We start from the raw sequence: 22,300 nt of genomic DNA, 5'->3' as shown, positions 1-22,300 counted from the left end.
TAATCAAAGAGTTGTCAGCAATTATCCGGACGGGGATGCCAGATCCCGTCCCTCAGGGAGAGAGCACCATGGCCATCGCCATCATTCCGGCCCGGGGCGGCAGCAAGCGCATTCCCCGCAAGAATATCCGCCCCTTCTGCGGCCAGCCCATGCTCGCCTACGCCATTCAAGCGGCCAGGGCAGCAGGCTGCTTCAGCCGAATTGTGGTCTCCACCGATGCTGAGGAGATCGCCGACCTGGCCCGCCAACTCGGCGCCGAGGTGCCCTTCCTGCGCCCCGCCAGCCTGGCCGACGATCATACCGGCACCACCCCAGTGGTGATCGATGCCATCCGGCGACTCGACGATCTCGGCATGCAGGCGGAATACTACTGCTGCATCTATGCCACAGTGCCTCTCATTCAGGCCAGCGATCTGAGCGCCGCCCACGACCGCCTGCTCGCCAGCCAGGCGCCCTTCGTCTACACGGTGGCCGAATTCGGCTTCCCCATCCAGCGGGCGGTGCGCATGGACGAACAGGGCAGAGTCAGCCCCTTCTGGCCGGAGCAGATGGCGCAACGCTCTCAGGATTTGGAGCCCGCCTACCAGGATGCCGGCCAGTTCTACTGGGGTAGCCGCGCAGCCTGGCTGGGGGGGATCAGCCCGGTGGGTGGGGAAGGGATCGGCCATATTCTGCCAAGGCACAGGGTGGTCGACATAGATACGCCGGAAGACTGGCACCTGGCCGAACTGCTCTATCGGGTGCTGAGCCAGGATGGCGTTTAACGTCGCCTTCCGGCTCGATGCAGGAGCCGAAATCGGGCTGGGCCACCTGATGCGCTGCCTGGCCATCGCCGATCGGCTACGGGCGGCGGGGGCCGAGTGCCACTTCCTCTGCCACGACTTGCCCGCGCATCTGCTGCCGCTGCTGCATGCCCATCACCACCACTCTCTGACCACACAGGACGACGCCGGCCCCCTGCCCCAACTACAGCCCGATTGGCTGGTGTTTGATCACTACCAAATTGACCACATGGTCGAACAAAAACTGGCGGTCCACTGTGGCCGCTTGCTGGTGATCGACGATCTGGCCGATCGCCCGCACCACTGCCAGTTGCTGCTGGATCAGGGACCACTGCGCACAGCCGCCGATTACCAACCGCTGATCCCGGCCGATTGCCGACTATTGCTGGGCACCGACTATGCCCTGTTGAAGCCCGCCTGTCGCCAGCTGGCACGTCAACAAACCAGCCCGTGGCAGCGAGGCCTAATCTGCTTCGGCGGTGCCGACCCGGCCAGTGCCTGCCTCACCACCCTCAACAGCCTGGCCCGCTTGCCCTGGGCGCGAACCATCCAGTGGACCCTGGTGGCAGGCGGCGCCAACCCCTTCTGGCCCGAGCTGGAGCAGAGGGTGGCCGAGCTGTCCGAGCTCAAGATCGCGCTGCTGCGCCAGAGCGATCAGATGGCGCAGTTGATGAATCAGCACGACTTCGCCATCGGCGCTGCCGGCGGCATGACCTGGGAGCGGGCCTGTCTCGGCTTGCCGACCCTGGCAGTGCCCATCGTCGACAACCAGCAGTTCAACGACGAAGTGATAGCCCGCTTCCAGCTGGCCGAACGGCTGACGCTGGACGAGCTGGCCGAGCCGGCACAGCTCCTGCAGGCCTTGCAGCAACTGGAGCGACAGGCTGATGACTATCGCCAGCGCGGCCAGCAACAGGTGGATGGCCTGGGGCTGGATCGCCTCACCGCCTGGCTGCTGCCCCAAGCCGATTATCAACTGATACCTGACGGCCAGCAGTGGCGGTTCCAGCAGGATGACAGACTTCTGCTTACCCTGACCCTGTGCGGCCCGCAGCTGGTATGGCAGGCCCATCCGTCACTCACGCCAGAGCAATGGCAAGAGCTGGCACACCGCTTGCAAACAATTTTCTCCCAATTTCCCCTCTATCTTGCCGAGCCACCCAAGATAGCGCCCCCTGCCCCCTGGCAGCCGGCGCCGCAAGGCTGGCAACTTGGCACAGGAGCCTGACCACAGATGCAGATCGCCCATCAATCCATAGGCCCGGCGCAGGCGCCCTACGTGATCGCCGAACTCTCGGCCAACCACAACGGCAACCTGGAACGCGCGCTGGCCATCATGACAGCCGCCAAGGCGACCGGGGCCAGTGCGGTCAAACTGCAGACCTACAGACCCGACACCATCACCCTCAGAAGCGATCGGCCCGAGTTCCAGATCCACGGCGGCCTGTGGGATGGTCACAGCCTGTATGACCTCTATGAGTGGGCGCACACGCCGTGGGAATGGCATCAGGCCCTGTTTGCCAAGGGGCGCGAGCTGGGGTTGACGGTGTTCAGCAGCCCGTTCGATTTCAGCGCGGTGGATCTGCTGGAATCTCTCGACTGCCCGGCCTACAAGATTGCCTCCTTCGAGCTGGTGGATCTGCCCCTCATTCGCTACGCCGCCCAGACCGGCAAGCCGCTCATCATGTCCACCGGCATGGCCAACGAGGCCGAGATCGCCGCCGCCGTCGATATGGCGCTCAAGCATGGCAGCGGCCAGCTGGCGCTGCTGCACTGCGTCAGCGGCTATCCGGCGCCCGCGGCCGAATACAACCTGCGCACCATCCCCATGCTGCGCCAGCGCTTTGGCGTCGAGGTGGGGCTCTCCGATCACACCCTGGGATCAGCGACCGCCATCGCCGCCACAGCGCTCGGGGCGACCCTCATCGAGAAGCACTTCACCCTGGCCCGCGCCGACGGCGGACCGGACTGCGCCTTCTCCATGGAGCCTGCCGAACTCACCGAGCTCATTGCCTCGGTCAACACCGCCCATGCGGCGCTCGGGGTGGCCGACTACCAGCTCACCCAGAGCGAGCAGGGCAACCGCGCCTTTCGCCGCTCCCTCTATCTGGTCAAAGATATTACGGCCGGAGAGGCGCTCACCGCCGCCCACATCAAGTCGGTGCGTCCTGCCCTCGGCCTGCCTCCCGCCGATTACGATCGACTCATCGGCAAGCGGGTCAGTCGCGACATGGCAGCCAATCAGCCGCTGAGCTGGGAGTGGATAGACAAAAATGAGTGATGAACTGTTCGCCCAGCACGGCAGGCTTATCCGCCAACGCTGGCCCGCCCTCTGGCCCCGCCTGCTGGCGCAGGACGTGGAGAGCATCCAGGCCGAGCTGACCGAAGGGCTGGGCTCGACCCTCAGCATCGACGGCATCCAGCTCACCAGTCGTCATGACAGGGTGAAAGAGGCCGAGCTACAGGCTGCCAGCCTGCCCGAGGTGGCCGTGCTGCACCTCTACGGCACCGGGCTCGGCGATCTGCCGCGCGCCCTGCTGGGCCGCTCCAGCCTCAAGCGGCTGGAAGTGAAGATCATGAATGGCGCCCTGTTTGCCCTGGTGCTGCGGCTGCTGGATCAGCAGGACTGGCTGGCTGATTCCAAGGTCGAACTGATGATGGCAGGGGACGAGAGCGAGATCCGTCTGCCCTTCTTCGCCCTGCCGCCCGAGTTGCTGCTGGTGGAAGACGCCGCAGCCCGTATCCGGGACCGGCTGGTAAGCGAGATAGAGCTGCCGTTTGCCAGCGCCAGGTTCGATGCCGAGCATCCGGCTGTCACCCACCGGCTGGCCGAAAACCGCGAGCTGCTGACGAGCGATGGCGACGTGGCCAGCCTGTTCGGGCTTGCACGAGGCAAACATGCCCTGATCGTCGCCAGCGGCCCGACCCTGCAAACCAATATGGCCACCTTGCAGACCCAGTTGCAGACACGGCGTCAGGATTATCTGCTGATCAGCGTCGATACTGCGCTGGCATTTCTGCTGCGCCACGGCATCCGGCCAGACATAGTGGTCACCATAGATGATGCCATCCACGGCAGCCGGTTGCCCGCAGACCAATCGGCCCAGACTACCCTGGTCTACTACCCCACTGTGCCGACGGCCGCGCTGCTGGCCTGGCAGGGGCCGCGCAAGGCAGCCTACTCCCGCAGTCCCATGTACCAGACGCTGAGGCAGGAGATCCCTAAGGGAAGCCTGCACTCGGGCGGCAGCGTGATCCACCCCGCCGTCGACCTTGCCGTGCAGATGGGCTGCCAGCAGGTCATTCTGCTGGGAACGGATTTTGCTTTCCCCGGCGAGCTCACCCACTCCGGATGGGCGGATGGTGCACTCGGCCCCACTGCCAGCCAGGCACTCAGCTGGACCCTCGACGGGCACGGTCGCCGGGTCAAGACCAACCCGAACTTCTCCGCCTATCGCACCGAACTTGAGCGATACATAGCGCGCCATCCCGAGGTACATTTCTGGAACAGCAGCCGGGAAGGGGCCGAGATAGCGGGCTGCAGCTACCACCCGGAGTACCTGTCATGAGTGATAGCCTGATAACCCGCATCAGGGCGCTGGCACACCAGTTCCGGCTGGGGCAGTCGCTTGTCGCGAGCCAGATCCTGCCCGGTTTGCTGCAGGAGGCTCTCACAGAACGAGGCTCCTTGCCTCCCGAGCTGATAGCCGCCCTGCTCCGCAGCCAGGAGCGGCAAGACTGGCTCGGGCTGGCCGATTACCTCGAATATGAGCTGGTGCATACCCTGACAGCCCCTTCCGCCCCCACCACAGCAGGAGATGTTTCATGATCAAGGCTATTTCCAATGCCTCCGACGAGGAGCTGTCTCGTCGCCAGACGTTCAGCGAGCTATTGCGCGCCAGCCCGCTGCCCCCGGCCGAGCTGCAGAACAATCTGGGCCTCTACCTCAAGCGCCAGTCGCTCTCCCGCATTCTGTTCATGCATGAGCTCTACCAGAAGATCATTCCGGTACACGGCGTCATCATGGATTTCGGTACCCGCTGGGGTCAGAACCTGGCGCTCTTCTCCTCGTTTCGCGGCATGTATGAGCCCTACAACTACAATCGCAAGCTGGTGGGATTCGATACCTTCAGCGGCTTCCCCTCCCACGCACCGCAGGATGGATCGGATGCGGCCATCCAGCCGGGCGCCTACGGCGTCACACCCGACTATGAACAGCACCTGGCGCAGCTGCTCGCCGCCCATGAAGCAGAAAGTCCGCTGGGCCATATCGTCAAGCACGAGCTGGTAAAGGGGGATGTGACCGAGACGCTGCCCGCCTATCTGGCCCATCAGCCGGAAACCATGATAGCGCTGGCCTATTTTGACTTTGATCTCTACGAACCGACCCGCCGCTGTCTCGAGCTCATCAAGCCGCATCTCACCAGGGGTTCGGTACTGGCCTTCGATGAGCTGAACTGGCCCGCCTTTCCGGGGGAAACCCTGGCCCTCAAGGAGGTGCTGGGGCTGGATCGCTACGCCATCCGCCGCACCCCGCACAACCCGGGGCCGGCTTATCTGGTGATCGAGTAATCCGGCTCAGGGCTGAGGCGACGCAACAGCCCTGCTTCCAGCAGCATGCTGGCCAGTGGCGCCACCCGCCAGAAAGGCACCTTGATGGTCTCGGCGATCTCGAACAGGGTCAGCTGGCCATCGCTGTAGGCCAGCAGATTCATCATCTCCCTCACCTGCCAACCGGAATAGCGGGTCGACAGATCCGGATAGAGACCCCGTTTGCCCAGCTGGGGCTCTCCCAGCACTGTCACCTCGCAACGCTCATCCAGTTCCAGACACTCGATGGCCCGGCGCAGCGCCAGGAAGCCGCCCGCCAGACCGGCAGGGGTTACCAGCGAGAGATCATCCAGCGAGGTGTGGTACTCGGCATAGCAGCCATATTTGCTGCGCATCAGGGTAGTGACCGGCAGATCGATGCCGGGGGCGCACAGCTGGCGCTCGTTGGAGCCTCGCTCCAGGAAGCTGTAAGCCTTGTAACCCGGCGCCAGGTGGCCCAGCACATGGCGGCCGATGCGATCGGCCAGGCTGTTGCCCTGGCGTGAGGGCAGGAAGGAGTAGCTGCGCTCATCGCCCAGGCAGGTCAGGTTGAAACCGGCCAGGGTGTGCTGCTTGAGGTGGTCCAGATGGCGGGAGAGGTAGACGATGGCCCCCAGGGTTTCGGGCACCAGCATCAATCGATAGCTGTAACGGCGCTTTGGCAAGGAGGCTAGCCAGGCCATCAGGAAGACACCGACGCAGGGGCCTGACAGCTCGTTGTTGGCCATGGAGGGGTGACAGGTGTAGCTGGACAGCAGAATCTCCTGCTCGCTCTCTCCCGGCAGTACCCAGTCGCCATAAGTGAGCGAGCCGGGCGCCAGGCTGGCGTCGATCACCACCTCATAATCCCCCTCCGGCAGCGCCTCACGCACCTTGTGCGGCAGGCAGAAGCCCCAGCGACGCTTGTAGTAGGAGGTGACATAAGGGATGGCATCCGGCATGTCGGGCAAGGAGTGCAGATGAGGCTGCAGTTCGGCCAGGGATAGGGTGCAGCGCACCGGCTCCGAGTAGCCCACCAGATGCAGGTTGTGATCCTTGAAATCCACCACCTTGCGACCGTCCGGCCCCACTATGTAGGCCTGCCGTACGTTCCACTCATCGGGCACTGTCCAGTCGAAACATTCGGTGCCGCTGGCCACCTCCCTGATCTGCAGATCAGGCAGGCAGTGCTGGCGGATCAGGGCCAGAGTCTGGCGCACGCCATCACCGGTCAGGCTGCGGTTGAGGGGGAACAGCAGGGTCAACAAGCGATGCAACTGCTCGCCCAGCTGAGCCTGATCATCCCAGTCCACAGGGAGGTAGCCAGTATTGTGTGGAGAGGTCATGCGGGCTCCTCGATCAATTCGACTATATGGCCAAGGGGGCTCAGGAAAAACTGGACGTGGGCACCGCCAAAGGCGATGGCCGGCTGGCTGGGACCAAGGGGAAGGTGACGCTGATCTCGCAGTCTGGCGGCACTCTCAGCGAGGCAGGGCACCCGATAGGCCAGATGATTGATGACGTTGCGCCGGGTCTTGAGCACCTGGGTCACAGGACTATCCTCTGTCGCCGGCGCCACCAGCTCGTAGCAAAGTCCGCCCTCATCGTGCACGAACTGCACCCATACCTTCTGCAAAGGATCTTCCACCGCCACCGAGAAGCGGCTCAGCCCCAGCACCTCCCGGCAATAGGCCTCACCGCTGGCGAGATCCGGCACCACCAGACCTATATGGTCAAATTGCATGAGAAGCTCCTCCTGCCCGGATCAGGGCGTATGGCGCCGTCGCCACCAGCTCACTGGCGGCCAGGATGAAATCGCGGCAGGACACGGCCCAGACCGGCACTCGCTGGCACAGGGTCTGATGCCAGGCGCCCCTTTCCTGCAGCAAGGCCACCAGCCGGGAGAGGTCGATCTCGCTGGCCAGCGCCAGATCCCGCACATAGTAGTCGGCCTGCCAGTCGCGCAAGGCGCCGGCAACGCACACCTGTCCCTCGAACAGTTTGTGATAGCGATAGGACACGGCCAGCCGTTGCTCCACATAGTGGGTGAAGGTGATCCTGTCTGGATGACAGCCCAATCCCAGCAACCAGCCATCCTGCTCCGCCAGCCAGCCAAACGGGCTCTCCTGACCGAAGCAGTCGTGACACTCCCGGGCCGCAAGCTCGGCCCCGTGGGGGCCACTGATGGCAAAGCTGAAGATGGGATCCAGCGTTCGGGTGACGCCGTCACGCTGCCTGAATACCTCCGTCATCAGCCCCACCTTGCTCGGGGTGGCTGCCGGGTCGAAACACTCGCCCGCCATTGGGCTGTAGGTGAAGGTCGGCACCAGCAGATCCCCCGCCAGCCACTGCTCCAGGTGCATCCAGAAGGTGGCTATCCCCTGGGCATTGCCCATACCGGGAAACTGGGCCACGACCATGGCATCCGAGTGCACCATGAGGGCGCTCCCCTTGGGGATCCCCAGCTCGCTCAGCGCCTGTTCGATGGCCTGTTTCACTCGGCAACCCCTTTGCGCAGCAGAGCCTGTCTGATGTCGGCCAGACTCTTCAGCTCGGCCAGCTCCTGCGGCTCGAACCGCACGGCAAAGTGCTGCTCGATGAGCAGCAGCAGATTGAAGTGTCCCAGGGAGTCCCACTCGGGAAAGCTGCCGAGGCCGAGGGCGGCCTGCTCGTTGATGCTGGCCTGGGGAAATTGCTGGCGAACCAGCGCGATGAGGTCATTCATTGGCATAAAACTCCAGAAACGGGAGAGAAAGAGAGGGGAGATCCAGGCAGAGGAACATCTCGTCCGCCAGCGGCGTCAATCCCGCTGGAGTGGTTATCGGCCGGGTCGGCAGGGTCGCCAGAAAATCCCGCGCCGGCTGGTTGCGATCCGTGGGCACCATGCTTATCACCAGTTGGTCAACGCCTTTTGCCATCAGTCGAGCAGCCACTTGCGCCAGCAGCCAGTGTTCGAAGCCTCGCCCCAGCACCCGACAGCTGATGGCCAGGGTATCGAGCAGCACGGCCCCCTCATTGAGGGGGCGTAGCACCAGCAGGGCCGTCATGCCGTGATCGGCAAACTTGTCCCGCAGCGAGGCCAGCCAGACCTCGCCCTGCGTACTGGCAAGCTGTGCCAGCTCACCCGCCTGATAACGCCGGGCGGAGAGATTGAACTGGTTGGTCTTCTGGCTCAGCTGCTCGGCCCGCAGCTGGGTGCTTTGGGAGAGCGGCTGCCAGCTCGCCCGCAGCCCCAACTGTTGCAAGAAGGCCTGTTCGTCGCCCAGTTGCTGGCGCACTGCATTCGCCTCTGCCTGTGCCTGATAGGAGCCTTGGCGCAAGCCGTCATCCCGGCTCTGGTGGCGGCTTTGCAGCTCGGCGAGCGTCATCAGCGCATCGGGCCAACCCCAGATCTCGGCGGGGGGTGTGATGACGGTGACCTCGGGGCAATTGGCACGCACCTCGGCACGCTCCAGCTCGCTGTCATCCCAGAACACCAGACTGTCCAGCCCCACATTGAGCCGCGCGGCCAGGCGCCGCAGGCCGGCTGACTTGGACTCCCAGCCAATCTCGGCCGCGGCTATGTGCTGGCGCTCAAGCACCATGCCCTGGTGCTGATCGAACAGCCGCCACACATCGTCGGCCAGATTCTTGGAGCAGAGCGCCAATATGACGCCCTGCCCATGCCAGTAAATGGCCGCCTGCTGGAAGGCCTGATAGAGACGACCCACCCCATCCTGCCCCAGCAGGACGCCACCCACGCCATCTTCGCCGACCACGCCACCCCAGAGGGTATTGTCGCAATCGAGCACCAGCACCTTGTGAGCTGGCCTGTGCAGCCGCTGCAGCAAGGGGGCAATCCACTGCGCCAGACTGGCCAACCCGGCCATGGAGAAGGGGCAGGACATCAGATAGTGATTGCGGTTGTCGAAACAGTGGTGGCGACCCTGCTGTTGCAACCAGAGTGGCAAATGCAGGTCATCCAGGCCGGGATGCTGCCGCCGCAAATGGGCAAGCTGACGCTCACATTCATGGGCCAGACAGGCAAGCGCTGAGGGCGCAGCCCCAAATACGGAGACAGGGGAACGACTGCAGACCCCGACCAGCAGGTGATCCTGCGGCCGACGCTGCAAACGCTGTTGCAGGGGCTGACAGAGTGATGTGACGAAGGCGGCCACAGCCAGCTGTTGCGCCTCTTGTGCCAAACCGCTCCACGCTACCAGCGTCTGTGCCGGCACCAGATCTTCCCACAGCCAGATGATGATGTGAGTCTGGGGGGCAACCGCTTCAGATGGATTCATCAGGGTTTGCAGCCACTGCCCATGGGGCGCGACCTGTACCTCGCCATGGACAGCCAGCGACCGCCAGGCCAGATTGCCCGGCATCAAGAATGAACTGCCACTGAGATGAATCGTCGTCATGACTTCCCCTGCTCCGCTATCGGCGCCATCCAGATTGCAATAGCATGGCTGGATCGTCTTTGATCTTCCCAAAAAATAAAAGCCTTTTCAGCCACTTGGTCAGTAATTGATGCTGACGTAGGGCACCTCTTCCACCTGCCACAACTGCTTGAGGAAGACGGTCAGCACAAAGAAGAAGTTGGCCAGCAGGTTGGCGAAGCGATAGAGGATGGGATCGAAGCGGACGCCGCTCTCTTCGAGGCGTACCAGCAGCCGCACCACCTTCTTGCTGCCGCAGCGGCACAGGTGCAGGGTGGGGATGGGCTGCGGGCCACGAGGCAAGACAAAACCCGTGACCCGGCCGCGGCTCGCCTCGTTGTAGTGGTCATACCGCGTTTTCAACCACGCCAGATCCTCTTCAAAAATACCGAGCTTGCCCCGTACCGAACCGTTGAGGTTGTAGATGAGTCGCTGCAGGGCCCCCAGGTCGGCCACCATCTCGCGGGTCTCCTCTTCCGCAGGCAGCTGGGCGAGCACGGCCCCCACCTGACAGCAAAGCTCATCGGTGGCTATCTCGTAATCACACTGGAACTGGGTTTCGAAGATGAAGGGGTAGCAGAGCTCGCGCTTGTCTCTTGGCTTCTTGGGATTCGGGTTCATGGGCTGACCGGATTGGAAAAAGAGCCAGTTTGCCAGCCCCCGGAGGAGCTGGCAAACGGCAGCTTATGGCTTGAACCGGGCGATGGCGGCTCAGACGCTCTTGCTGGCGGGCTCGGTCGCAGGCTGGAACTGGCCTATCATTCGCAGCGCCTCCAGCATCCGCTGGTTGAAGCTGGTAAAGCTGTTGACCTGAGCCGGTTCGTTCTGGCCACGGGCCGCCAGCACCGCAGGTGTCAGCGCCTGCTGTTGCGATTCCGGCAGCAGGGTATCCGCCTGTTGCTGTACCTGATTCAGCTTGGGCAGGTAATCCGCCAGCGGCTTGAGGAGATCCTGCAGGGAGCTGGCCCCCTGGTAGGTCTGGCTCAGCTTGACGCTCTGCTTGAGCTTGAGGGAGTAGGAGGCCAGCTGGCTGTCATCCAGCTTCAGCTCGCCCGCCTTCTTCAGCAAGTCCTCGAAATTGCCGGAGAAGAAGTTTCCCGCCAGATCGTCGATCCCCTTGATCAGCTTGCCGATGGAATCCATCTCGTCGCTGCTGAGATCCCCCTCCAGCGAGAAGCTGAAGCTCTGGCTCGACTTGAGGCTGAACTGACTGCCACTCTCGCTGTTCTCGGATTTGACCTGCCAGCTGTCGTTGAAGCGCAGTACCACCTTGTCCCCATCCTTGGTCTGGATCTCCAGGTATCCCTGCTGACGGCTGGCCATCTCGGCCGCTCCCATCTCGGTGGTGGAGACCTTGCCAAAGAACTCTTTTTCGAACTCCTCAAGCCCGTCCTGGATCAGCTTGTAGCTCTGATCGATGCCGGTCTTGATGTCTTCGTTCTCGGTGGCCCAGTCACCCAGCTGCTCCCTGGCGGCACCAAATCCCATGTCCACGCCCTTGCGGGCCTGTTCCATCATTTCGGTCAGGTCATCATCGGACTTGCCGTCCGCACGGGCGGCGCCAAGCCGTCCTGTGATGAACTGCAACACATTGTCTGCCACCGACTGGAAGTCGAACAGGGTCTCGGGGGTGACCACCTCCGGCTCTTTTGCCTTGGGCGCCTGATAGCGCTGACCGTTGATCTCCAGCGCAAACTGCAACGCCTGCTGTACCAGTACCTGCGCCCACTTGGGCGGTTGGTGCAAGGAGACTTCTTCCCCGCTGCTGGCCTGCTTCTCTTGTGCCTGTTGGGGTGCCTTGGGCGAAACGCCCACTCCCTTGGGTTGGGCTGAGCCCACGCCGTCGATTTGCATAATGTGTCCTCCCACCATGCCTGTAGATCAGGTATCGGCCTGACTGAACACTTCTTGACCACAAAATACTGGACAATCTGCGGCTGGCTTTTAAAATCGGGCCCCTTTGGGTGGCCTGCTGCCTTCCCCCCGATTTCGACCCGGCTCTGCCGGTGTGCATGTGAGGTATATCATGACCCAAATCCAGCAAGCTGGCGCCGACTCCCAGGCCCTGCGGACCCCCGCCGACTATCAGGCCCAGCTCGACGAAAAGCGCGAGCGACTCACCCAGCTGTTTGCCGGCTTCAATCCTCCCGCGCTGGAGGTGCATGCCTCACCCGCCGAGCATTACCGGATGCGCGCCGAATTTCGCATCTGGCACGAAGGGGATGACCTCTTCCATTGTATGTATGCCCAGGCCACCAAGGAGATCATCCGGGTCGATCACTTCCCCACCGCCAGCCTTCTGATCAACCAGCTGATGCCGGTGCTGCTGGCAGGGCTGCGCCCGCACTTTGTGCTGCGTCGCAAGCTGTTCCAGATCGATTACCTCTCGACCCAATCCGGCCAGATCATCGTGAGCCTGCTCTACCATCGCAAACTCGAAGCCGAATGGCAGCAGGCCGCCGAGACGCTGCAAGCCGATCTGCGGGCTCAGGGGTTCGACCTGCGGCTGATTGGCCGCGCCCACAAGCAGAAGATATGTCTGGGCGATGACTTCGTCATCGAGCAACTCAACGTGGCTGGCCGCCAGCTCACCTACAAGCAGGTGGAGAACAGCTTCACCCAGCCCAACGCGGCCATCAATGAGCAGATGCTGGGCTGGGCGCTAGATGTGACCAGGGGGAGCGAAGGCGACTTGCTGGAGCTCTACTGCGGCAACGGCAACTTCTCCATCGCGCTGGCCCAGAATTTCCGCAAGGTGCTGGCCACCGAGATTGCCAAGCCGAGCGTCGACTCCGCCCAGTTCAACATCGCCGCCAACGGCGTCGACAATCTGATCATACTGCGCATGTCGGCCGAAGAGTTCACCATGGCGATGCGCGGCGAGCGGGAGTTCAACCGCCTCAAGGGAGTCGATCTCAAGAGTTACCAGTGCAACACCATCTTCGTCGATCCACCCCGCGCCGGTCTCGACGATGCCACTGTCAAACTGGTGCAGGAGTACGACAACATCCTCTACATCTCCTGCAACCCTGAGACACTGCAGGCCAACATGGCGGTGCTGGGCGAGACCCACGAAGTCGCCCGCTTCGCCCTGTTTGACCAGTTCCCCTGGACCCATCACATGGAAGCCGGGGTCTATTTGAAGCGCAAGACAGGCTGATTCGACGGATCTCCACGACCGGCGTGACAACAGGGCCCAAGGGCCCTGTTTGATTAGTTATCCCGGTGCACGCCACGCGGGGAGCCGGTATGCTGGCAGGCGCGCATCCGCGCCACTGCCAGGGTGTCACGCCACAATGCAACGCATTCTTTTTGTTGAAGATGATCCCGAAATAGGCCAGCTAATCAGCAGCTGGCTTGCCCGCCACGACATCGACGTGCTGCTGGAACCCAGAGGCGACATGGCACTTGCCAGAATCGAAGCCGAGCAACCAGACCTGGTGCTGCTCGACATCATGCTGCCTGGACAGGATGGCCTCTCCCTGTGCCGGGATCTGCGGCCGCGCTTCAAGGGCCCCATCGTCATGCTCACCTCCCTCGACAGCGACATGAACCAGATCCTCAGCCTGGAGCTGGGAGCCAACGACTACATCCTCAAGACAACGCCGCCCCCTGTGCTGCTGGCCCGGCTGCGGGTCCAGTTCCGCCAGCAGGGACAGGCACCGCAAGCAGCCGTGGCCAATACGCCGCCCCAGCGCCTGCAGTTCGGCCGCTTGAGGATCGACGGGCCGGGCCGGGACGTTCGGCTCGATGGCGACAGCATCCCTCTCTCCACCGCCGACTTCGACCTCTTGTGGGAGCTGGCCTGCCATGCGGGCCAGATCCTGGGACGGGAGGCGCTGTTTCGCAGCCTGCGTGGCCGCGACTACGACGGCCAGGATCGCAGCATGGATGTGGCCATCTCCCGCCTGCGCCGCAAGCTGGGGGATGACAGCAACAACCCGACCCGCATCAAGACGGTGCGCCAGAAAGGCTATCTGCTGGTGCCCCACGCCTGGGAATAATAGGGTCATCCGCCACTGACCACGGGAGAGCACACCCAATGCGCCGTCTGTTTATCCAGTTCTACCTGCTGCTGATCGGCTGTTTCACCCTGGCCATACTGCTGGTCGGCCTTGTCTATCAGGTCAGCGCCGAGCGGGCGGGTGACCGCTATCTGGAGCGGATGATGCAAGGCTCCCTCGGCCTGCTCACCGGCGAACTGGCGCGATTGCCGCCTGAACACTGGCCCGTGCGCATGGCGGAGCAGAGTCGCCAGCTCACCCTGCCGCTGCAGATCGGCGCCCTCGCCAACCAGCCGCTGGCCAAGGAGGATCAGGCCTTTCTCGAGGCGGGCAACATAGTCATCGTCGAGGGGGATGACACCTTCCTGCAGCGCATCCCGGGCACCGATCAGGTGCTGATCGTCGGCCCAGTGCCCTATCTCTCCTATCTGCACGAGCTGCACTGGGTGGATGTGGGGCTGCTGCTGGCCATAGGTCTCTCCCTCGGTCTGCCGATCCTGCTCTGGCTGCGCCCGCACTGGCGTGGCCTGCAACGGCTCGAACAAACCGCCCGCCGGGTGGGTGACGGGGATCTCTCCAGCCGCACCGGCCTGCCGCCCGGCAGCAGCCTGGGCCGGGTGGGACGCACCTTCGATCAGATGACGGAGCAGCTGCAAGCCATGCTGGCCAGTCGCAAACAGCTGACCGATGCCATCGCCCACGAGCTGCGCACCCCGCTGGTCAGGCTGCGCTACCGGCTCGCCATGCTGGACCCGCAACCATCGGCAGCGGAACAACAGGGGCTGGAGCGCGATCTGGGGGCACTGGACGCCCTCATCGAGGAGATGCTCACCTACGCTAGGCTGGATCGTCCCGAGCTGCCGTTGCAATGCAGCGAGCTGGAGCTGGCCAGCTGGGCCGGCAGCCACCTACCGGACTGGCAGGCGCTGCGGCCAGAAAAACGACTCAACTTGGTGTGTCCCACCCATTCCCTGCCCTGGCGCGGCGATCCCCGCCTGCTGGATCGCGCGCTGGAGAACCTCATCGGCAACGCCCTGCGCCACGCCACCAGCCGGGTGACCCTCGCCATGAGCCAGCAACAGGATCACTATCTGCTGGAGGTGGCCGACGACGGCCCCGGCATAGATCCGGCGCTGGCGCCCCAGATCTTCGAGCCCTTCGTGCGGCTGGATCAGAGCCGGGATCGCCGTACCGGCGGCGCCGGCCTCGGCCTCGCCATAGTGCGCAGCATAGCCCGCCACCACGGCGGTGAGGTGCAGCTGCTGTCCAGCGCAGTCGGTGCCCGCTTCTGCCTGAAGCTGCCCGTACATTTGGATACAAACCGTCACCAGCCACTCACTGAACCGCCAGCGGAACGGCCCTAGGATGAAGTTATGGAGAAAGGCTCCATGTCATCAACCCGAATGAGGAACTGGAATATGAACAAGCTGATCCCCCTGAGCCTGGCCGCTGTCTTCGCCCTGACCTCCGGCTTCACCATGGCCGCCACCCCCACCAAGGCCGCCGCCCCTCAGGCGACCCAGACCAAGGTGGTGAAAAAGCACCACAAGGCCACTCATGCCAAGACACCGGCCGTCAAGGTCGCTCCCAAGACCAAATAACGACGCATCAAGCTTCCCGTAACAAAAAGGGGCCCCATGATGGGGCCCCTTCTGTCGTGGTCGGCATGACGCCGCAGACTTATTCCAGCATGTAGTCTGCCGGCAGAGCAACGCGCGCCACGCCGGAGGTTACCGCCGCCAGTGCCACGGCACGGGCCACCCGTGGCAGCAGACGGGCATCCATCGGCTTGGGAATGACGTAATCCTTGCCGAAGGCCAGCGCACTCACCCCTGCGGCGGTCAGCACCTCGGCCGGTACGGGCTCCTTCACCAGACCGCGGATCGCCTCGACCGCGGCTATCTTCATGGCATCGTTGATGCGGCTGGCGCGGGCGTCCAGCGCGCCGCGGAAGATGAAGGGGAAACAGAGCACATTGTTGATCTGGTTCGGATAATCGGAGCGGCCCGTGCCCATGATAAGGTCATCGCGCACCGAGTGGGCCAGGGACGGCTTGATCTCCGGGTCCGGGTTGGAGCAGGCGAAGATCACCGGGCGCGGCGCCATCAGGGCCACCGCTTCGGCGGGCAGCACATCCGGACCGGACACACCGACAAACACATCCGCCCCTTCAATCACATCCATCAGGGTGCGCAGCGGCGTATCGTTGGCAAAGCGCTGCTTGTAGCGGTTCAGGTCGGTACGACCCGTGTGGATCACTCCCTGGCGGTCGAGCATGAAGATGTTGTGTGGCGCGGCGCCGCACTTGATCAGCAGATCCATGCAGGCAGTGGCCGCAGCCCCCGCCCCCATGCAGACGATGCGACTCTGTTCGATGCGCTTGCCCTGCACTTCCAGCGCATTGAGCAGACCGGCGGCGGTAACGATGGCGGTGCCGTGCTGGTCATCATGGAACACGGGAATATCGCAGCGCGCGATCAGCGCCTCTTCGATCTCGAAGCACTCCGGCGCCTTGATGTCTTCCAGATTGATGCCACCGAAGGTGTCGGCGATGGCCGCCACAGTGTCGATGAACTGCTGGCTGGTCTCGTGCTTCACCTCTATATCGATGGCATCTATGCCGGCAAAGCGCTGGAACAAAAGGGCCTTGCCCTCCATCACCGGCTTGGAAGCCAGCGGGCCCAGGTTGCCCAGCCCCAGTATGGCGGTACCGTTGGAGATGACGGCCACCAGGTTGCCCTTGCCGGTGTAGCGGTAGGCATCATCGGGATTGGCGGCGATCTCGCGCACCGGCTCGGCCACACCCGGGCTGTAGGCCAGCGCCAGATCGTGGGCTGTCTCGGCGGGCTTGGTGAGGGCGATGGCAATTTTGCCCGGCACGGGCTGAGCGTGGTAATCGAGTGCTTCTTGACGCAGATCGGACATGGGGGACCCCGATACGGAAGTGAATGATGTGGTGCATTGGCTCGCGACAGGCGAGGGCTGGGGATCATAAAGAAAACCGCCGGCCTTTCACAGAGGAAAGTATCGCCGGCGACCAATGACAATTCAGTAATTAGCATGTCATGCTAACCATGAATACCTATTTAGTTATAGATGTGGTTTCATCCCATCACAGGGATGCCTGCTTTGGCTTCTGCCTGTCTGGCGATGGCCTCCGTCATCCCCTGAAAGATGAAGAGATGAAACGGCAGCATGGCAAGCCAGTAGGCCAGCCCCCAGGCCCCTTGGGGATGCCAGTGGGCGGTAACCCTGATCCGGGTCAGACCGGACTCCTCCGGCAGGATATTGAACGCCAGTCGCCCCACCCCGGGCGCCTTCATGTTGAACAGCAGATCCAGCCTGCGCCCTTCGTCCACCCCCAGGATCTGCCAGGAGTCCAGCATGTCCCCCTTCACGAAGCGATCCGGGTTGGTGCGACCACGGGTACGGGCCGGGCCGCCGATCAGGTGATCCATCCACTCTCGCACCACCCACAGCTCGTTCATGTAGAAGTAGCGCTGCTCCCCCCCCAACTGCTGCAATACCTGCCACACCACCTCTGGCGAGGCGAGACAGATGGCCTCCCCGCTGGCGGTGCGGTCATAGAAGCCGTACTCGGGATGGCGCCAGCGCAAGCCCAGCGGCGTCTCCTCCCCCTGCTGCTCGGCACCGAGCTTCTGCTCCAGCGCCAGACTCTCCGCCAGCGCCTCGTCAAAACTGAGCAGTGTCTGGGGCAGCAAGGCCCGCAGCGGGCCATCATCGGCAGGGATATCGTGCTTGAGGCCACCCACCAGCGCCTTGGCCACCGGCTGCGGCACAGACGTGACGAATTGCAGCCACCAGGCGGAAAGCTTGGGGCTCAGGAAGGGGATGGGAATAATGGGGCAGCGCTTGCCGATATGGGCGGCAAACTTCTGCAACTGCTGCTGGTAGCTGAGCAGCTCGGGGCCAACGGCATTGAGCACCTGGCCATCCACTCCCTCAACTTCCACCAGCCCGCCCAGATAGTGCAACAGATTGGAGAGGGCGATGGGAGGCGTGCGAGAGCGCACCCACTTGGGAGTCACCATCATGGGCAGGTTGAACACCAGATCCCGCATCACCTCGAAGGCAGCCGAGCCCGGCCCTATGATGATGCCGGAGCGCAGCTCCACCGTCGGCACACCCGAGTCACGAAACAGTTCACCACAATAGCGGCGGGAGTTGAGATGGCGACTGTTGCACTGCTCTGGCTGAATGGCACCCAGATAGATGATGCGGCGCACCCCGGCGGCGCGGGCGGCGGCGGCAAAGTTCTTCACTCCCTGCTGCTCCAGCCGGTGAAAATCGGCGCCAGCACCCATGGCGTGGACCAGATAGAAGACGGTGTCTATGTTCGCCAGCGCAGGCAGCAGTGTGATGGGCTTGAGGCTGTCGGCAAAGCGAAACTCCACGCCCTGCGGCAGACGGCAGGGGCGACGAGCGCCAGCGATCACCCGATAACCCAGCCCTTGCAGGTGAGGGACCAGATAGGAACCGATATAACCCGCGGCTCCCATCACCAGACAATTTCGCATTGGCACTCCTCCCGTATTGTTCATGCTCACCATGAAGGTGCTGTCATCGACAGACATGCATCTCCCTTGATTGAGCCAACACCATAGGGCAAACCGGTTCAATACAAAACGTCGACCAATGAAAAAGGCGCCCGATGGGCGCCTTTTTCAGAATTCTTCAGAAGTAAGATTACTTCTTGGCAGTCAAGCCACCGAAACGCTTGTTGAACTTGTCTACACGGCCGCCGCTAGAAACTTCTTTCTGCTTGCCGGTATAGAACGGGTGGCATGCGGAGCACACGTCCAGGTTCAGATCTTTACCCATGGTAGAGAAAGTGTTGATGACGTTACCGCAAGAGCACTTGGCGGTGATGGCTACGTACTCGGGATGGATACCAGCTTTCATGGACAACCTCAATTATCAGGCCGTGTCGCTATCCGATCTTCTGTCGGACACCACACGATTGTTGAACACAGTTTCAAAGGCTGCGAATAATATAGGAAATGCCTGAGATCAGGCAAGTGGCTTCGCAGAAAAAATAGGCAATCCCTGGTGAATTCTTCCCAAACGCTGGATCTGGTTCGTGTCGCTGTCCCGGTACCGTTACGCCGTCACTTCGACTATCTCTCTCCCTTGCCCCTGCCTGAGCCCGGCTGTCGGGTCGAGATCCCTTTCGGTCCCCAGACGCTGGTCGGGCTGGTGGTCGACCATCCGGCCGAGAGCCAGGTGCCCAGAGCCAAGTTGAAACCCTTGAAAAGGGTGCTCGACAGCACGCCAGTGCTGGGGCCGGACATACTGGCGCTGATGAACTGGAGCGCAAACTACTACCAGCATCCGCTGGGAGAGGTGTTGCCCCACGCTCTGCCGGTACTGGTACGCAAGGGGGAGCCAGCCGCCTATCGGGAGCTGGAGTTCTGGTTTGCCACGCAAGCCGGGATGGATATGGACCTCAATGAGCTAAAGCGGGCCGCCAAGCAGCAACAGGCCCTCGCTTTACTGCGCAAGGGGCCGCAAACCCCGTCCGCCCTCAAGCAGGAGGAGATCCAGAGCGCGGTGCTCACGGCGCTGGAGAAGAAGGGCCTGCTGGAGAAACGCAGCCTGGAGCCGAGTCATGATGGTGACTGGGCGACGCAATTTGACGCGGGAGAAGGGCTGCGCCTCAACGGCGAGCAGGCGCTGGCGGTATCCGCCGTCACCAGCCAGAGCGACCAGTTCGGCGCCTTCCTGCTGGACGGCATCACAGGGTCAGGCAAGACAGAGGTTTACCTCAGCATTCTCGAACCCCTGCTCAAGGCGGGCAAGCAGGCGCTGGTGATGGTGCCGGAGATCGGCCTGACCCCCCAGACCATCAATCGCTTCCGCCGCCGCTTCAAGGTGCCTGTGGTGGCGATGAACTCCGCCATGAATGACAGGGAGCGGCTCGATGCCTGGCTCGCCTGCCGCGATGGCGGCGCCGCCATCCTGATAGGGACCCGCTCCGCCGTCTTCACCCCGTTCAAGAACCTCGGCATCATCATCATCGACGAGGAACACGACAGCTCCTTCAAGCAGCAGGACGGCTTTCGCTACCACGCACGGGATCTCGCCGTGATGCGGGCCCATCGCGCCGGCATTCCCATCCTGCTCGGCTCGGCCACCCCGTCGCTGGAAACGCTGCACAACGCCAGAACCGGCAAGTATCACCACCTCAGCCTGACGCGGCGCGCCGGCAACGCCCAGACTGCCCGTCAGGTGATCCTGGACATCAAGAGCGTTCGGCTGCAGGCCGGGCTCTCCCCCCAGCTGGAGCAGCTGATGGCGGAGCACCTGGCGGCGGGCAATCAGGTGATGCTGTTTCTCAACCGGCGCGGCTATGCCCCCTCGCTGATCTGCCACCAGTGTGGCTGGAGCGCCGCCTGCGAGCGCTGTGACGCCTGGTACACCTGGCATCAGGCAGGGCGTCGCCTGCACTGCCATCACTGCGACAGCGTGCGCCCGCTGCCCCACAGCTGCCCCGAGTGCGGCAGCAAGGAGCTGATAGGCTCAGGGGTGGGCACAGAGCAGCTGGAGCAGCTGCTCACCACTGTGTTCCCCCAATACCCCGTAGTGCGCATCGACAGAGACAACACCCGCCGTAAAGGGGAGCTGGAGACCCATCTCGGCGACATCAAGGCGGGCAAGTACAAGATCCTGATCGGCACCCAGATGCTGGCCAAGGGCCACCACTTCCCGGATGTGACACTAGTGGGCCTGCTGGATGTGGATGGCGCCCTGTTTTCCGCCGATTTTCGCGCCGCCGAGAAACTGGCCCAGCTCTACACCCAGGTGGCGGGTCGCGCAGGTCGTGCCAGCAAGCCCGGTCTGGTGGTGTTGCAGAGCCACCACCCTGAACATGCCCTGTTGCAGGATCTGACCCAGAACGGTTACGGCCACTTCGCCGACACGGCGCTGAAAGAGCGCCACCTGCTGGGGTTGCCACCGTTCAGCTATCAAGGGCTGTTTCGGGCCGAGGCCAATGGCCGTGACGAGGTACAGCTGTTTCTCGCTCGCCTCGCAGATACGCTGCGCAGCGCCCGTTACCCCCACGTGCAGGTACTGGGGCCCATCAGCGGCTTCATGGAACGCAAGGCGGGCAAGTTCCGGATGCAGTTGCTGGTGCAGGGGCCGAACCGGGCCCCGCTGGCACAACTGATGGATTGGGCGGTCAAGGAGCTGGACGGCTGGCCCGAGACCAAGAAAGTACGCTGGAGTCTGGATATTGACCCCACCGAGCTGAACTGAACCAGTTCGTATATTGCTCAAGCGCTGGCGGCGACTTGCCAGAAGTGGTGACTCGCGATCCCGCGATTCGCCAGCCTGGGTCCGGGTTCAGACCCGCAGATCGATCTGCTGCACCCAGCCCCCCTTGCCCTGCTCGGTGAGGTAGAGGCCGGATTGGCGCAGGACCCCCTGATTGCCGCTCTCCCCCAGATGGTTGAAGGGGGTATCCAGAGGGCGTAGCAGTATGGCACCTATCCCAAGCTCCACCAAGGCGATGGGGGCATGGTCCGGGTGCCAGAACTGCAGGGCAGAGAAGTGGCTGTCTCGTTCATCCAGTACGCCGTTGCCATCTTCATCCAGCGCCGCCAGCTCACCAAAACCATTGCCGGAACGGGCACCGAACAGCTCGCCACCATCGTCTATGGCGCCGTTGCCGTTGCGATCCAGCGCCACGAAACCACTGCCTTCGCTCAAACCCGGCAGGCTGTCATCCTTGCCATCCTGATCGATATCGAAGTTGACCCGTGCCTCGGTCAGATCGGCTATCTTGCCATCCAGACTGAGCACCAGCGGGTCTTTCAGGGCATTGAGGGTGGTTCGGCGCTGACTCACTTCAAGCTGACGCCAGTCGAGGACAAAGCCGAGATCGAGCTGCAGGGTCTGGCCGTCACTGGTCTGCACGCTGGCCGATGCCACTACATTGAGCTGCTCCTGTTCCAGCAGAGTGTCGGTCACCTCCACCGCCTGATCCGGCTCCGCTGCCTGAGGGGCGGCCTCTCCCTGGGCCACGCCCTCTATCTCCCCTTCATATGACTTGATGGGTTTGGGCAGCTCTATCTCGTGGCCGAGCATGGCCTCTATCATCAGCTTGATCAGCCGCAGCCGGTTATCCAGGCCGTCATTTGGATTGGTCTCCTCGGCTTCCGGTTTGACCAGAGAGGGTACCCCCTCAGTCCCCATGGCACCTTGCTGACCCGCCCCCCCTTGCGTCGAGATCGTTCTGGCTGAGCGCATCAGCTCCGCCACCACGCGTTCCACAACAGGATCCGCAGCCGGACCTGCCGCAGGGGTGGCCTCACCGGCTGTCGTATTCCCGGGCACAACCGGGGCGACAGGCCCCAGATTACGTACCTTGCGAGTCTGTAGCTGCTGATACTGGTGTTGCACCTCCCCCTGGAGGTCGTAGTGATCGATGCGCATCTGATCGCCCTCTGCGCTATACATCTGGTCAGTTATCGACCAGCTGCAACTGGGGGCTTAACACCGATTG

General features: G+C 62.9%; 22 protein-coding genes. 11 read left to right on the top strand and 11 right to left on the bottom strand.

Annotated elements, in window-relative coordinates:
• Positions 1-68: 68 nt before the first annotated feature.
• From pseF to AC1P02_RS05870, 6 genes are read left to right on the top strand one after another with little or no spacing between them, the layout of a single operon-like run.
• Entirely contained in the window at positions 69-764 is a 696-nt protein-coding gene (gene pseF, locus AC1P02_RS05895) for a pseudaminic acid cytidylyltransferase (RefSeq protein ID WP_485185427.1), read from the top strand.
• Positions 754-2,010 carry a UDP-2,4-diacetamido-2,4,6-trideoxy-beta-L-altropyranose hydrolase gene (pseG, locus tag AC1P02_RS05890; RefSeq protein ID WP_485184502.1) on the top strand — a complete coding sequence of 419 codons (1,257 nt, stop codon included), beginning with the start codon at positions 754-756 and terminating at the stop codon, positions 2,008-2,010. The genes pseF and pseG overlap by 11 nt, the downstream gene beginning before the upstream one ends.
• 6 nt (positions 2,011-2,016) lie before the next feature.
• Complete coding sequence (pseI, locus tag AC1P02_RS05885) at positions 2,017-3,063, top strand: pseudaminic acid synthase (RefSeq protein ID WP_485184500.1); 1,047 nt, start codon at positions 2,017-2,019, stop codon at positions 3,061-3,063.
• Complete coding sequence (locus AC1P02_RS05880; protein ID WP_485184498.1) at positions 3,056-4,351, top strand: motility associated factor glycosyltransferase family protein; 1,296 nt, start codon at positions 3,056-3,058, stop codon at positions 4,349-4,351. Before pseI ends, AC1P02_RS05880 begins: the two co-directional genes overlap by 8 nt.
• The gene (locus tag AC1P02_RS05875; RefSeq protein ID WP_485184496.1) at positions 4,348-4,611 is read left to right on the top strand and encodes a hypothetical protein; all 264 of its coding nucleotides are present in this window, start codon (positions 4,348-4,350) and stop codon (positions 4,609-4,611) included. Before AC1P02_RS05880 ends, AC1P02_RS05875 begins: the two co-directional genes overlap by 4 nt.
• Positions 4,608-5,354, top strand: a complete 747-nt coding sequence (locus AC1P02_RS05870) for a class I SAM-dependent methyltransferase (protein WP_485184494.1) — start codon at positions 4,608-4,610, stop codon at positions 5,352-5,354. The genes AC1P02_RS05875 and AC1P02_RS05870 overlap by 4 nt, the downstream gene beginning before the upstream one ends.
• Here AC1P02_RS05870 and AC1P02_RS05865 read toward each other — a convergent pair.
• From AC1P02_RS05865 to AC1P02_RS05835, 7 genes are all read right to left on the bottom strand, one after another.
• Positions 5,336-6,697: a DUF4910 domain-containing protein gene (locus AC1P02_RS05865; protein WP_485184492.1), complete on the bottom strand. Its 1,362-nt coding sequence runs from the start codon at positions 6,695-6,697 to the stop codon at positions 5,336-5,338. The genes AC1P02_RS05870 and AC1P02_RS05865 overlap by 19 nt on opposite strands.
• Positions 6,694-7,095 carry a VOC family protein gene (locus AC1P02_RS05860; protein ID WP_485184491.1) on the bottom strand — a complete coding sequence of 134 codons (402 nt, stop codon included), beginning with the start codon at positions 7,093-7,095 and terminating at the stop codon, positions 6,694-6,696. The genes AC1P02_RS05865 and AC1P02_RS05860 overlap by 4 nt, the downstream gene beginning before the upstream one ends.
• Complete coding sequence (locus AC1P02_RS05855) at positions 7,085-7,849, bottom strand: AAC(3) family N-acetyltransferase (protein ID WP_485184489.1); 765 nt, start codon at positions 7,847-7,849, stop codon at positions 7,085-7,087. Before AC1P02_RS05855 ends, AC1P02_RS05860 begins: the two co-directional genes overlap by 11 nt.
• A complete protein-coding gene (locus AC1P02_RS05850) occupies positions 7,846-8,076 on the bottom strand; it encodes an acyl carrier protein (RefSeq protein WP_043142890.1) in 231 nt (76 codons plus the stop codon). Before AC1P02_RS05850 ends, AC1P02_RS05855 begins: the two co-directional genes overlap by 4 nt.
• Entirely contained in the window at positions 8,069-9,751 is a 1,683-nt protein-coding gene (locus tag AC1P02_RS05845) for an HAD-IIIC family phosphatase (protein WP_485184486.1), read from the bottom strand. Before AC1P02_RS05845 ends, AC1P02_RS05850 begins: the two co-directional genes overlap by 8 nt.
• A 99-nt stretch (positions 9,752-9,850) precedes the next feature.
• Positions 9,851-10,390 (bottom strand): ATP--cob(I)alamin adenosyltransferase, encoded by a 540-nt coding sequence (locus AC1P02_RS05840; RefSeq protein WP_485184484.1) that lies wholly within the window; start codon positions 10,388-10,390, stop codon positions 9,851-9,853.
• A gap of 90 nt (positions 10,391-10,480) precedes the next feature.
• Positions 10,481-11,623, bottom strand: coding sequence for a DUF5610 domain-containing protein (locus AC1P02_RS05835; protein WP_021138479.1), 1,143 nt, complete (start codon positions 11,621-11,623; stop codon positions 10,481-10,483).
• Positions 11,624-11,795: 172 nt separating this feature from the next.
• Here AC1P02_RS05835 and trmA point away from each other — a divergent pair, with 172 nt between their 5' ends.
• From trmA to AC1P02_RS05815, 4 genes are all read left to right on the top strand, one after another.
• The gene (gene trmA / locus AC1P02_RS05830) at positions 11,796-12,929 is read left to right on the top strand and encodes a tRNA (uridine(54)-C5)-methyltransferase TrmA (RefSeq protein ID WP_096118972.1); all 1,134 of its coding nucleotides are present in this window, start codon (positions 11,796-11,798) and stop codon (positions 12,927-12,929) included.
• Positions 12,930-13,065: 136 nt separating this feature from the next.
• Positions 13,066-13,773, top strand: coding sequence for a two-component system response regulator RstA (gene rstA, locus AC1P02_RS05825; RefSeq protein ID WP_005318245.1), 708 nt, complete (start codon positions 13,066-13,068; stop codon positions 13,771-13,773).
• Between the two features lie 38 nt (positions 13,774-13,811).
• A complete protein-coding gene (rstB, locus tag AC1P02_RS05820) occupies positions 13,812-15,137 on the top strand; it encodes a two-component system sensor histidine kinase RstB (RefSeq protein ID WP_485184481.1) in 1,326 nt (441 codons plus the stop codon).
• Between the two features lie 54 nt (positions 15,138-15,191).
• Positions 15,192-15,374, top strand: coding sequence for a hypothetical protein (locus AC1P02_RS05815; RefSeq protein WP_005318241.1), 183 nt, complete (start codon positions 15,192-15,194; stop codon positions 15,372-15,374).
• A gap of 79 nt (positions 15,375-15,453) precedes the next feature.
• On the opposite strand, the gene AC1P02_RS05810 is transcribed toward AC1P02_RS05815, so the two are convergent.
• From AC1P02_RS05810 to rpmE, 3 genes are all read right to left on the bottom strand, one after another.
• Complete coding sequence (locus tag AC1P02_RS05810) at positions 15,454-16,698, bottom strand: malic enzyme-like NAD(P)-binding protein (RefSeq protein ID WP_485184479.1); 1,245 nt, start codon at positions 16,696-16,698, stop codon at positions 15,454-15,456.
• Positions 16,699-16,877: 179 nt separating this feature from the next.
• A complete protein-coding gene (locus tag AC1P02_RS05805; protein WP_042467752.1) occupies positions 16,878-18,311 on the bottom strand; it encodes a DUF2867 domain-containing protein in 1,434 nt (477 codons plus the stop codon).
• A gap of 169 nt (positions 18,312-18,480) precedes the next feature.
• The gene (gene rpmE / locus AC1P02_RS05800) at positions 18,481-18,696 is read right to left on the bottom strand and encodes a 50S ribosomal protein L31 (RefSeq protein ID WP_005318234.1); all 216 of its coding nucleotides are present in this window, start codon (positions 18,694-18,696) and stop codon (positions 18,481-18,483) included.
• A 147-nt stretch (positions 18,697-18,843) separates the two neighbouring features.
• Between rpmE and priA the strand changes: the two genes are divergently transcribed.
• Entirely contained in the window at positions 18,844-21,051 is a 2,208-nt protein-coding gene (gene priA / locus AC1P02_RS05795; protein ID WP_485184477.1) for a primosomal protein N', read from the top strand.
• Positions 21,052-21,138: 87 nt separating this feature from the next.
• On the opposite strand, the gene AC1P02_RS05790 is transcribed toward priA, so the two are convergent.
• A complete protein-coding gene (locus AC1P02_RS05790; protein ID WP_413163114.1) occupies positions 21,139-22,254 on the bottom strand; it encodes a hypothetical protein in 1,116 nt (371 codons plus the stop codon).
• Positions 22,255-22,300 lie beyond the last annotated feature (46 nt).

It is taken from the genome of Aeromonas sp. TS_SC_11 (assembly GCF_057318915.1).
Note: the sequence above shows the minus strand (reverse complement) of the source record. Positions and strands in the feature narration are given on the sequence as shown.